Raw genomic sequence first — 12,013 nt, forward strand, 5'->3', positions numbered from 1 at the left:
CGTTCTGCGAAAGCCACCACGCGCTGAAACAAGCCGCCGGATGGACCGTCGTCCAAATGCCCGGCGGAAGACTTCACTTCACCGCACCCTCCGGCCTCGAATACGACGACGACCCACCACCACGAGTCATGTTCATGCCCGACGGGGTCGGCGGCCCGGGCGACGCGGACCCACCCGACCCAGAAGTCTGCCCAGCGCCTTTCTAGACAACCCGCTGTGCCGTGGGCGGATCAGGACGCCCGCAGGCGGATCGATGCCGACGGCATCCGTACGAGAGCCCTCCCGCACCACCGTCGGTGGCACGTGAGGGCTTGTGGAGGGGATGACGGGAATCGAACCCGCGCTGTCTGCTTGGGAAGCAGAAGTTCTACCATTGAACTACATCCCCGAGAGCGGAAAACCGCAGCATCCGACAGCATAACAAGGTCGGCGTCGAACGCTCGCACGCGGATCGCTAGGCTGATGCCGTGCTGCTTTCCGATCGCGATATCCGCGCAGAAGTCCACGCCGAACGCATCGGAATCGCCCCCTGGGATGCGCGGATGGTGCAGCCGTCCAGCGTCGACGTTCGCCTGGACCGGTACTTCCGGCTGTTCGACAACCACAAGTACCCGTTCATCGATCCCGCCGAAGACCAGCCCGACCTCACGCACCTGATCGAGGTCGCGCCGGATGAGCCGTTCATCCTGCATCCGGGAGAGTTCGCGCTCGGGTCGACGTTCGAGCAGGTCACCCTGCCCGACGATGTCGCAGCGCGTCTGGAGGGCAAGTCGTCGCTCGGCCGCCTGGGACTCCTCACCCACTCGACGGCCGGATTCATCGACCCGGGGTTCTCGGGCCACGTGACCCTCGAACTGTCCAACGTCGCGACCCTGCCGATCAAGCTGTGGCCGGGCATGAAGATCGGGCAGCTGTGCTTCTTCCGGCTCTCGTCGCCGACCGAGAACCCCTACGGCTCCGGCCCGTACGCCAACCGTTACCAGGGGCAGCGCGGACCGACCGCCTCGCGCTCGTTCCAGAACTTCCACCGATCCGATGTCGGCGTCACCGATGCGGGCTCCGCGGGTCGATGAGAATCCGCTTCGCTGCACCCCTTCCCCTCGGGATGAGAATCCTCTAACCTGAGTCGCGTCGGCAGTCGGAGGCCACGGAGTCGTCGCCTTCACGAACACCGATACCCGGGGTTTACCCCGCGGTCGCTGCGTCGTCGGGGGGCACAGCGGCGACCGCGGGACGCCCCGTCAACGGGCAACCGAGTCGATCGCCTCGACGTCGTAAAGCACGGTCGTGTCGGGGAACACCGCCGGATGCGTGAGGCCGACCCGCTCGAGGGTCCCGCCGGTGAAGACGGCACCCACGCTCGCAGCGACATCGTCGGCGGTGACCGCGGAGTGCGCGGCCATGTCACCCGCGCCGCCACCCCACCACGGTGGCGGCAGCATCCCGCCGAGACTTCCCGCCGGCAGTACCGGGCGCACCCGGTAGCGACGATCCGGATCGAGCCCGCGCAGGCGCACGCGCCCGTACATGCTCGTCACCGGCCGGTCGACCGAGGTGATCGCGAACAGCGCGCGGGAACGGTCCGCGTCGACCACGCCGTGACCGAACAGGGTCTCGTCACCGGTGTCGAGACGCACGATCGTGCCGGTGTGCAGCAGGTCACGCCACTGCTTGTAGAACGCCACCCAGGCTGTGAGCTGCGCGAACTCCGCCGCCGGGGCGTCGCGCAGATCCCACTCGATGCCCAAGTGACCGAACAGCGCGGTCGACGCGCGGTATTCCAGCGAGTGGCCCCGTCCGGTCGTATGCGAGACGCCTGACGCGATGTGCGCGCCCATCAGCTCGGGCGGCAGCAGCTGCTGGGTCCAGCGGTGCATGAGCTGGCGCTCGTGCGGGTCGATGCAGTCCGATGTCCAAACGCGGTCGGTGCGCTCGATCACCTCGAGGTCGATGCGCCCGCCACCCGAGGAGCACGACTCGATCTCGAGGCCCGGGAAGGTCGCCTTCAACTCGTCGACGAGCCGGTAGAAGGCGAGCGTCTGGGCGTGCACGACCGGTCGGCCGTCGATGCGGTCGGCCGCTTCGACGAGGTCGCGGTTGTGATCCCACTTGATGTACGAGATGTCGTACTCGCGCAGAATCGCGACCATCGCATCCCGGATGTGGTCGTAGCAGGCCGGGATCGCCAGGTTCAGCACCTGCTGGTGGCGGCTCGGAACCGGCAGCCGGTCGGGATCGGCGCTCATGATCCATTCCGGATGCGCCCGCGCCACGTCGGAGTCGAGGTTCACCATCTCGGGCTCGAACCACAGTCCGAACTGCATGCCGAGTCCGGTCACGTGGTCGACCAGTGGCCCGAGCCCGTCGGGCCAGACATCCGCAGACACCTGCCAGTCGCCGAGGCCGGAGGTGTCGTCGCGGCGGGATCCGAACCAGCCGTCGTCGAGCACGTAGCGCTCCACCCCGATCTCCGCTGCCCGGTCGGCGAGATCGATGAGTCCCGGCAGGGAGTGGTCGAAGTAGACCGCCTCCCACACGTTGAGGGTGACCGGGCGCGGCGACGACGGATGCTGCGGACGGGCCCGCAGATGCCGATGGAAACGCGCCGCGAGCTCGTCGAGCCCGTCGCCGTATGCGCCGTAGAGCCATGGCGACGTGTAAGACGCACCCGCGTCGAGGACGACCTCGCCGGGCAGCAGCAGTTCGCCGCCCCCGAGCATCTGCTCGCCGCTGAAGAGCCGCTCGGCGTAGTGCACGTGGTTGCCGCTCCACGCCGCGTGCACCGCCCACACCTCTCCCGAAGCGAAGTCGAATCCGGGCACCCCGGCGTGCAGCAGATAGGCCGAATCGGCGCCGGTGCGCCCTCGGCGGTTCTCGCGCGAGTGGATGCCGACACCGAGGTCGGTGCGCTGCGGTGTACGCTCACGCGCCCAGCGGCCGGCGAAGTCGAGCACCTCGCCGGCGATGGGCGGGATCGGCAGCGCCGGCGTGAGCGCATCGAGCGCGTAGTCGTCGGTGCCGAGATTGGTCAGCTCCGCTCGTGTGCGCACGAGTCCGCTGGGCAGCAGCTCCACGCGGAGCGTCAGCGCGAGGCCGGCTCTGGCGTCTTCGGCGCGCACGACGAGCTCCCCCGGCCCGGACTCGGTGTAGCCATCACGCACCGCGACGCCTCCGAGTGTGCGCTCGGTCACCCGGAATCGCGGCGACCACGCCGTGCCGCCGCGCGAACCGGATACGCCGGGACGGCCGGGCCATCCGCTCGACCCCTCGGGAAGGATCGCCACGCGCACCGGCTCGTCCACCTGGTTGAGGCCGACGGGGTTCACGCCGGCGTCGATGAGCGCGAACGCCTCCGGCTCATTCAGCTGTCCGGGGTCGGCGCCCCAGTGCGCGGTCGCCGGGAGCAGATCGCCGGAGAGGTCGAGCACGAGCGCGACGCCGGCGGCGCGCAGCGACACGGCGCGCCGCGGGAAGGCGGGGGAGGAGGAGGTCACGGAGGCCTTTCGCGTCAGGAATCGATCGGTCCTGCGACCGGGGGTGTGAGGGGGCATCCGCACGATTCCCGCACGACGAGGTCGACGGGAAACGCGTGATAGCGCGGGTCGGGGTCGGGATGCGCGACCAGCGCGAGCGCGAGATCGGCCATCTCGCGCACGGGCTGACGTGCTGAGGTGAGCGCCGGCCACGTGAAGTCGCCGGCGCCCGTGCCGTCGAAGCTCACGATCGGACACGCGCGCGGGATGTCGATGCCAGCCTCGAGGAGGGCGCGGAGCACGCCGATCGCCTGCGCATCGGAGCCGACGAAGAGCGCGTCGGGCAGTGCTCCGGTGTCGAGGAGGCGTCGTGCGGCGCGGTATCCGCCCGCGTTGCTCCAGTCGTCGACCGCGAGGGCGCCCGGCGTGACGCCGCGCGCCTTGGTTTCGCTGCGCCATCCGGCGAGGCGCGGATCGGGGCTGGCGAGACCGTCGGGGCCGATGACCATGCCGATGCGCCGGCGGCCGTGCACCTGTGCGAGATGGGCGACGGCGGCGCGGGCGCCGGAGGCGGCATCCGGACCGATCGTGTGATGACCGGCGACCGGACCGGCGCAGTCGAGCAGCACGGTGGTGGGATCCCGCGGGTTGGCAACGGCGGGCTCGGTGGTGGGAGGCCCCGAGCTCGCGAGCAGCAGGGCGTCGACCTGACGGTCGGACAGATCCGAGAGCAGGCGGCGTTCGGCGTCGCGATCGCCGTGCGACTCGGCGGTGAGCACGCCGAATCCGCGTTCGCGGGCGGCGCGGTCGATCTCACCGGCAAACTCGGCGAAGTAGGGGTTGAGCGTGTCCTGCAGCACGAGGCCGATGGTGCGGGTCGTGCCGAGATTGAGGGTGCGTGCCGCGTGGTTCGGCCGGTAGCCCAGGTCATCCATCGCCGCGCGCACGCGGGCCGCCGTCTCGGGCGCAACCGGACGCGGGCCGCCGTTCATGACGTAGCTCACGACGGCCGTGCTCACGCCCGCCGCACGCGCGACGTCGGCCCGGGTCACCCGGCGGCTGCGCGCCTCGTCCCGCCCCATCCGTCGCTCTCCCTCGCCCTGAATCCCTCGGCGAGCGCGAGTCTACCCGGGTAGACCGGCGCGGGAGGTCGCATCGCCCCCGCCGATGTCGGAGATTCAGCTCGATGTCGGACGATTTCGGGCGAATCCTCCGACATCGGCGCGATTCTCCGACATCGGCGGGGCGGGGTCGGGTGTCGTCAGGCGGTGGGGGCGCGGTCGGGGCGGGGGCCGTAGCCGGGGTGGCGCGGACCGAAGCCGTGGTGGCGGTTGCCGTCCCAGCCGTCACGGAATCCGCGACCGTGCCCGTCGCCGGAGCCGTGTCGGTATCCGCGACCGTGCCCGTCGCCGTGCCCGCGGCCGAAGCCGTGCCCGCGACCGAAGCGGCCGCGAGCGAAGTCGAACGAGTCGTCGTCGGCGCCGCCGAGCGAGCGGGTGAGGGCCTCGAGGCTGCGCACGGTCGTTTCGTAGTCCTGCTCGCCGACGGTCTCGACCAGGCGGGAGCGCACCTCGTCGATGATGCCCGCCAGACGCTGCTTCGCCTCGCGACCGGCGTCGGTGAGCGACAGGCTGCCGTCTCCGGCCTCCTCCACCCAGCCTCGGTCGGCGAGGTGGCGCAGGTGGCGTCCGCGTCCGTGGCCAGGGCCGCGGCCCTGGCGCGTGGGCCAGGGTGCGTCGATGGATCCGTCGATGACGTTCAGCAGCATCCAGTCGCGTCGTGTGACGTCTTCGGCCGCAAGGCGCCCGTCGATCTCTCGCGAGAGTGAAGCATCCAGCGCGCGCAGCCAGAAGCCGAGGGGGCGGGGTGTGGGTGTTTCGGGGGTGTTCATGGAAGTTCTCCTCAGATATATGTCATGTAACAACTACATGCATGGTGACATGCTTGTGTGGAACATGTCAAGAGACATGTAAATTCGAACCATGACCGATCCTCGGCCCGACGACCCCGCCGCCACGATCGCCGCCGCGCTCGCTCGCCTGCGGGGGCGGCGCTTCTCCCGGCCGCCGTGGGAGGGCGGTCGTCATCCTCACGGCCGGCACGGCAAGCCCGGGTCGCACGGCAAGCCCGGGTCGCACGGCAAGCCGGGCGTCGGCGAGCGGGGGCGCCCGGAGTGGCCGGGTTCGCACCCGCTCGCCGGACCCGGCCGATTCGGCGGTCCGGCGCGGGTGCGCATGCTCGACGTGCTCGCGAGCTCGCCGGAGCCGCTGGGCGTGAGCGAGCTCGCCGAGAGGATCGGTGTCGACCAGCCCCGTGCTTCGCGACTGGTGCAGCAGGGCGTGCAGGAGGGGATGGTCCGCCGCGAGGCGCATCCCGACGACGCACGTCGCACGCGCATCGCCCTGACAGAGGAGGGCGCCGCGATCGCGCGAAGTTTCCGGGGCGAGCGGACGGATGCGGTGCGCACCGCCCTGGCGGGCTTCACCGACGCCGAGCGCGTGGAACTCGCGCGCCTGCTCGGCAAGCTCGCCGACGCGTGGCCCGGGCCGGCGCCCGGCGAGAACCCTCGAGCATAGCCGCCGGCCGCGGCACACCACCATGACTTTCGGTCGTCCGGCGGGCGTCGATACCGTGGAGCGGTGAGCGAGAACCAGACGCGCGCCGATACGGCGCCTGACGACCCCGCGCCCGACGACCCGACCTCCTCTCCGACCGAAGAGACCGAGAACCTCCTCGACGTGAAGCCCGCCGAGGAGGATGTGACCAGCACCCTCGCCGCCGGGAAGGGAGTGCAGCCCTGGGTCTTCTGGCCCGCAGCGGGAGTCGTGATCGCCTTCAGCGCCTTCGCGATCCTCGCCCCCGGTGCGGCTGAAGATCTGTTCCTGGGCCTGCAGAACTCCATCGTCAACGGCTTCAGCTGGTACTACGTGCTGATCGCGGCGATCTTCGTCGCGGTCGCGATCGTCTTCGGGTTCTCCCGCTTCGGCGACATCAAGCTCGGTCGAGACAACGACGAGCCCGAGTTCTCCCTCGGCGCCTGGTTCTCCCTGCTGTTCGCCGCGGGCATGGGCATCGGCCTGGTCTTCTACGGCGTCAGCGAGCCGCTCAGCCACTTCATCTCGCCGCGACCCGGCGTGACCGGCGAGCCGCCGCAGCTCGCGCAGGCGGCGCTCACCCAGACGTACCTCCACTGGGGGGTCACGGCCTGGTCGATCTACGTCATCGTCGGACTCAGCCTCGCCTACGCCATCCACCGGCGCGGCCGGCCGATCTCGATCCGCTGGACGCTCGAGCCCGTCCTCGGGCGCAAGCGCGTCGAAGGACCCTGGGGTCATGCGATCGACGTCGTCGCCCTCGCCGGAACGCTCTTCGGTGTGGCGACCTCGCTCGGCCTCGGCGTGCTGCAGATCAGCGCGGGTCTCGACGCCGCCGGTATCGCCGAGCCCTCCGCGGGCCTGCAGGTGATCATCATCGGCGTCATCACGGTGTGCGTGCTCGCATCGGTGCTGTCCGGCGTCACCCGAGGCATGAAGTGGCTGTCCTCGACGAACCTGATCCTCGCCGGCCTGCTCCTGCTCTACATCCTGATCTTCGGGCAGACGGAGTACCTGCTGCGCGAGTGGGTGCAGTCGATCGGCTCCTACATCCAGAACTTCGTCGGCCTCTCCTTCACGGTGAGTGCCTTCCAGGGCACCGCCGGGGAGGACTGGCAGTCGTCGTGGACCTCGTTCTACTGGGGCTGGTGGATCTCGTGGGCGCCCTTCGTCGGCATCTTCATCGCCCGCATCTCCCGCGGGCGCACCGTGCGTCAGTTCGTGCTCGGCGTGATCGGCGTGCCGACCCTGCTCGGCATCCTGTGGTTCGCGGTGCTGGGCGGATCGGCCCTGTACCTCGAGCTCGACCAGCCGGGATCGATGACGACGGCCGACGGATCGGTGAACATCGAGGGGGCGATCTTCCAGCTCCTGGACTACTTCCCGGGCACGACGCTGCTCACGATCGGCGTGATGGTGCTCGTGGCGGTGTTCTTCATCACGTCGTCCGATTCCGGGGCGCTCGTGATGGGGATGATCGCCACCGGCGGCAATCAGGAGCCGGCGAAGTGGATCCGCACTTTCTTCACGCTCGTGACCGCGCTGCTCGCGATCGCGCTGCTGCTCACCGGCGGACTCACCGCCCTGCAGACGGCGGCGATCACGATCGCCCTGCCGTTCAGTGTCGTGATGCTGCTGATCTGCTGGTCGACGATCGTGGCGTTCCAACGCGAACGCCGCGCCTACGACCACGCGCAGCGCGCCGCCTTCGTCGAGCGCATCGGCGACTACTACGGCCTCGAGGTCGAGGAGCCCGACCAGCGCGGCGTGAGGTGGCCGCGCCTGCCGAAGTGGATGCATCGGCGCGCCGACAGCGGTGACGGGAACGGCGCAGGCACCGGCCGTGGCTCGGGAGCCTCGCCGGCGGAGCGCGTCGATCCGTCGGTCACCCAGATCGAGGCGTCTCGCAAGGACGTGGGAGCGTATCCGCCCGAGTGATCGGGGAGCAGGCCGTCGTCAGTCGATGACGGCCTGCTTCGCCTTCACCGGGATCATGAGGGCGAGCCCGGCCAGCAGCACGATGGTGATGCCGAGGATGCCCAGTCGGGTGTCGCCCGAGATCGCGACGAAGAGGGCGAACAGGCCCGGCGCCATGAACGACACGGCGCGGCCGGTGGTGGCATAGAGGCCGAAGATCTCGCCCTCGCGCCCCGGCGGCGTGATGCGGGCGAGGAACGACCGGCTCGCCGACTGCACCGGCCCGACGAAGGCGGTGAGGATGAGGCCGGTGATCCAGAAGCCGATCTGCGCAGTGCCGATGAAGAGCACCACCGTCCCCGTCGCGACGAGGCCGATGAGCGAGGCCATGATGACGTTCTTCGGTCCGAAGCGGTCGTCGAGGCGCCCGGCGAGGATCGTGGATGCGCCCGCGACGACGTTGGCGGCCACGGCGAAGTAGAGCACCTCGCTGGAGGAGAACCGGAACACCTGGGCGGCGATGATCGCGCCGAAGGTGAAGACGCCCGCGAGCCCGTCGCGGAAGACGGCGCTGGCCAGCAGGAACATCAGCACCTGCCGGTTGCCGTGCCAGAGCTTGGTGAGGGTGCCCCACAGCACCGCGTAGGAGCGGAAGAAGCCCACACGCACCCGGCGCTCGGCCGCCGGGATTTCGGGAACGCGCAGCAGCACGGGGATCGCGAAGATGCCGAACCACACCGCCGAGGCGACGATCGCGACGCGGATGTTGAGCCCGTCGTCGGTCGGGATGTCGAGCACACCCGCCGCCCCGTCGGCGCCGAAGCTCTGGATGAACAGCACGAGCAGCAGCAGGAGCAGCACGATGCCGCCGACGTAGCCCATGCCCCATCCGAAGCCCGACACGCGGCCCATGTTCTTCGGCGTCGACACCTGCACGAGCATGGCGTTGTAGTTGACCCCGGCGAACTCGAAGAAGACGTTCCCGACCGCGAGCAGCGTGGCTCCGAGGATGAGGTAGCCGGGTGTGCCCTCGACGAAGAACATCGCGGCCATGGCGCCGACGACCACGAGCGTGTTCACGCCGAGCCAGAACTTGCGGCGACCGCTCCCGTCGGAGCGCTGGCCGAGAACGGGGGCGAGCACGGCGATGAGGATGCCGGCGATCATGAGGGCGACGCCGACCACGCTGGCGTTGTTCGCCAGGGCGGCCACGAGCGCCGGATCGTCGTCGTTGCCTCCGGCGGCGTCGACGATGGCAGGGTCGACGAACAGGCTGCTGGCGAGGTAGGTGCTGAAGACGAACGTGGTCACGACCGCGTTGAAGGCCGCCGACCCCCAGTCCCACAGGGCCCACGCGAGCACACCGCGCCGGCGCGTGTCCGGTGCGTCGTCGGCCTGCGTCGTGGGATGTCCAGATTCCGGGGAGGGGCGGTCGGGATGCGGCATGTCGGTCACAGTATGACCTTTCGGTGAACGGCCGGTGCTCGGCGGCGAGCGGGGATCGCCTCATGATGCGAGGATGTGGCCATGCCCGTCAATGTCGAGCGCACCGAACTGCCGGGGATCGGCATCCGTCACGATGTCGAGACCGCGGCAGGGCGTCGCGTGTCGATCGTCACCTTCCGCGACGGGGGCCGCGAGCTCGCCGTCGCGGATCCCCATGATCCGGACCGCGCCGAGCTGTCGCTGGAGATTACCGACGACGAGGCCACCGCGCTGTCGGAGGTGCTCGGCGGCTCGGTCATCATGACCCAGCTCGCGGGCCTCCGCGACCAGGTCGACGGCCTGTCGACCTCGCAGATCCCGGTGCGGGCCGACTCGCCCTACGCCGGACGCCCCCTGGGCGCCACCCGCGCCCGCACCCTCACCCGATGTTCGATCGTCGCCGTCGTGCGCGCCGGCGGCGTCGTGCCGGCGCCCGGACCGGACGACGTGCTGAGTGTCGGCGACTCGCTCGTGGCGATCGGCACGGCGCGGGGCCTGGAGATGCTGGCCCGGATCATCGAGGGAAGCTGAGCACCCCATGGATCACGGCGCGCTCGTGCTCATCGAGCTCGGCGCGCTCCTGCTGGGCATCGCCCTTCTCGGCCGACTCGCCGGCCGGCTCGGCATCTCGCCGATCCCGCTGATCCTGCTCGGCGGCCTCGCGTTCGGCGAGGGCGGCCTGCTCCCGTTCGCCGCCGGGGAGGAGTTCATCGAGATCGGCGCCGAGATCGGCGTGGTGCTCCTGCTGCTCATGCTCGGGCTCGAATACACCGCGGATGAGCTCGTCGGCAGCCTGCGCACCTCCCGCCGCGCGGGGGTGATCGACATGCTGCTGAATGCCCTCCCGGGTGCGGCGTTCGCGCTGCTCCTGGGCTGGGGGCCGATCGCGGCGGTCGCGCTCGGCGGGATCACCTGGATCTCGTCGTCGGGCGTCGTGGCGAAGCTCCTGCAGGACCTCGGACGCCTCACCAACCGCGAGACTCCGGTCGTGCTGTCGATCCTCGTGATCGAGGACCTCGCGATGGCGTTCTACCTGCCGCTGCTGACCGCGCTGCTGCTGGGGCTGAGTCTCGGAGCGAGCGTGCTCACCGTCGTCATCGCGATCGCGGTGGTCGCCGTCATCCTGTTCGTGGCCCTGCGGCACGGGCACGTCGTGTCGCGGCTCGTCTCTTCGCGCAGCGCCGAAGTGCTCCTGCTGACGGTGCTGGGGGTGACCCTCATCGTGGCGGGCCTCGCCGCGCAGGCGAGCGTGTCGTCGGCGGTCGGCGCGTTCCTCGTCGGCATCGCGATCTCCGGCCCGGTCGCCCGGCACGCCCAGCAGATGCTCACCCCGCTGCGCGACCTGTTCGCGTCGGTGTTCTTCCTCTTCTTCGGGCTGTCCACCGACCCCGCCGACCTGCTGCCGATGCTCCTGCCCGCGCTCGCCCTGGCCGCCGTCACGATGGCGACGAAGCTCCTCACCGGCTATCTCGCGGCCCGTCGCAGCCGGATCGGCGAGGCCGGACGCTGGCGCGCTGGGTTCGCCCTCATGCCGAGAGGCGAGTTCTCGATCGTGATCGCCGGCCTCGCGATCGCTGCGGGCGTGGACCGGTCCCTCGCCGCGCTGGCGACCGCGTACGTGCTGATCACGATCATCGCCGGCCCCCTGCTGGCGCGCATCCCGGACACGAGGGCGTTCACCGCGTGGACGGCACGTCGACAGGGCGCTGGCCGCCCCACCCGCGCGTGAGCGGCGTCAGCCGACGGCGGAGAGGGGCTCGATGGTGCGCACGCGGGCGGTCGCCGGAGCCAGGCGGTAGCCGAGCCCCCGCACCGTCGCGATGCACTCCGGCGAGCGGGCGTCGTCTCCGAGCTTGCGACGGATGTTCATGATGTGCACCTCGACCGCGTGACGGTCGTGCTCGGTGATGTGCTGGCCGGGCAGCCCGTTGGTCTCGCGCAGCATGAGCGCGAGCGACGACTTGCTGAAGACCTGCTCCTTGGCGCGCACGAGCATGTGCAGGATGTCGAACTCCGACCGCGTCAGCTCGCACGCGCGGCCGCGCATCTCGACGCGACGCGAGTGCGGATGCATCCGCAGCGGTCCGTGCGTGAGCCACGCGCCCTCGTCCTGGCGCGGAGCTCCGGTGCTCGTCAGGCTGCGCGAGCGACGCAGCAGCGCATCGATGCGTGCGCGGAGCGCGTGGGGGCGGACCGGGCCGGCGAGGTAGTCGTCGGCGCCGGCGCGGAAGCCCTCGACCGTCGCGGACTCGGAATCGTCGTCGGACAGCATGATCACGAAGGCGTCGCTGAAGTCCCGGATGCGACGGACGGCTTCGAAGCCGTCGAGGCCCGCCAGGTCGGTCTGCACGATCACGAGGTCGGGGCGATGCTGCGCGGCCGCGTCGATTCCACTGAAGGCCGTCGCAGCGGAACGCACCCGGAAGCCCTGCTGCGACAGGCGGTCGGCCACCGCCTTGGCTCGATCGGCGCGACTGTCGATGACGAGGGCGGTCCGCGCGAACGGATCCGACAGGGGGTGAGTGGCGATGGGGCGCATGGGGG

General features: G+C 70.4%; 10 protein-coding genes, 1 tRNA gene and 1 pseudogene. 6 read left to right on the plus strand and 6 right to left on the minus strand.

The window, feature by feature from the left end:
* A pseudogene (locus tag ACGG9C_RS07245) lies at positions 1–206 on the plus strand (hypothetical protein); the annotation flags it as partial.
* Between the two features lie 108 nt (positions 207–314).
* On the opposite strand, the gene ACGG9C_RS07250 reads toward ACGG9C_RS07245, so the two are convergent.
* Positions 315–388 (minus strand) — tRNA-Gly (locus ACGG9C_RS07250).
* A gap of 79 nt (positions 389–467) precedes the next feature.
* On the opposite strand from ACGG9C_RS07250, the gene dcd reads away from it, so the two are divergent.
* Entirely contained in the window at positions 468–1,073 is a 606-nt protein-coding gene (gene dcd, locus ACGG9C_RS07255) for a dCTP deaminase (protein ID WP_071045473.1), read from the plus strand.
* 168 nt (positions 1,074–1,241) lie between these two features.
* Here the strand turns inward: dcd and ACGG9C_RS07260 are convergent, their stop codons facing one another.
* The 3 genes from ACGG9C_RS07260 to ACGG9C_RS07270 form a co-directional block, all read right to left on the minus strand.
* Positions 1,242–3,551 (minus strand): alpha-galactosidase, encoded by a 2,310-nt coding sequence (locus tag ACGG9C_RS07260; RefSeq protein WP_194384017.1) that lies wholly within the window; start codon positions 3,549–3,551, stop codon positions 1,242–1,244.
* Positions 3,509–4,555, minus strand: coding sequence for a LacI family DNA-binding transcriptional regulator (locus ACGG9C_RS07265; RefSeq protein ID WP_194384016.1), 1,047 nt, complete (start codon positions 4,553–4,555; stop codon positions 3,509–3,511). The genes ACGG9C_RS07260 and ACGG9C_RS07265 overlap by 43 nt, the downstream gene beginning before the upstream one ends.
* Before the next feature lie 179 nt (positions 4,556–4,734).
* Positions 4,735–5,364 carry a MarR family winged helix-turn-helix transcriptional regulator gene (locus ACGG9C_RS07270; RefSeq protein WP_194384015.1) on the minus strand — a complete coding sequence of 210 codons (630 nt, stop codon included), beginning with the start codon at positions 5,362–5,364 and terminating at the stop codon, positions 4,735–4,737.
* Positions 5,365–5,455: 91 nt separating this feature from the next.
* Between ACGG9C_RS07270 and ACGG9C_RS07275 the strand changes: the two genes are divergently transcribed.
* Positions 5,456–6,049, plus strand: a complete 594-nt coding sequence (locus tag ACGG9C_RS07275) for a MarR family winged helix-turn-helix transcriptional regulator (RefSeq protein WP_194384014.1) — start codon at positions 5,456–5,458, stop codon at positions 6,047–6,049.
* Positions 6,050–6,232: 183 nt separating this feature from the next.
* A complete protein-coding gene (locus ACGG9C_RS07280; RefSeq protein ID WP_228481140.1) occupies positions 6,233–8,005 on the plus strand; it encodes a BCCT family transporter in 1,773 nt (590 codons plus the stop codon).
* Positions 8,006–8,023: 18 nt separating this feature from the next.
* Here the strand turns inward: ACGG9C_RS07280 and ACGG9C_RS07285 are convergent, their stop codons facing one another.
* A complete protein-coding gene (locus ACGG9C_RS07285) occupies positions 8,024–9,430 on the minus strand; it encodes an MFS transporter (RefSeq protein ID WP_194384013.1) in 1,407 nt (468 codons plus the stop codon).
* Positions 9,431–9,511: 81 nt separating this feature from the next.
* On the opposite strand from ACGG9C_RS07285, the gene ACGG9C_RS07290 reads away from it, so the two are divergent.
* A complete protein-coding gene (locus ACGG9C_RS07290) occupies positions 9,512–10,000 on the plus strand; it encodes a cation:proton antiporter regulatory subunit (RefSeq protein ID WP_194384012.1) in 489 nt (162 codons plus the stop codon).
* Positions 10,001–10,007: 7 nt separating this feature from the next.
* Entirely contained in the window at positions 10,008–11,198 is a 1,191-nt protein-coding gene (locus ACGG9C_RS07295) for a cation:proton antiporter (protein ID WP_194384011.1), read from the plus strand.
* Between the two features lie 6 nt (positions 11,199–11,204).
* On the opposite strand, the gene ACGG9C_RS07300 is transcribed toward ACGG9C_RS07295, so the two are convergent.
* Entirely contained in the window at positions 11,205–12,008 is an 804-nt protein-coding gene (locus tag ACGG9C_RS07300) for a response regulator transcription factor (protein WP_194384010.1), read from the minus strand.
* Between the last annotated feature and the right edge of the window lie 5 nt (positions 12,009–12,013).

Source organism: Microbacterium sp. MTN4-26 (assembly GCF_042846595.1).
Classification (GTDB): Bacteria; Actinomycetota; Actinomycetes; order Actinomycetales; family Microbacteriaceae; genus Microbacterium; species Microbacterium luteum.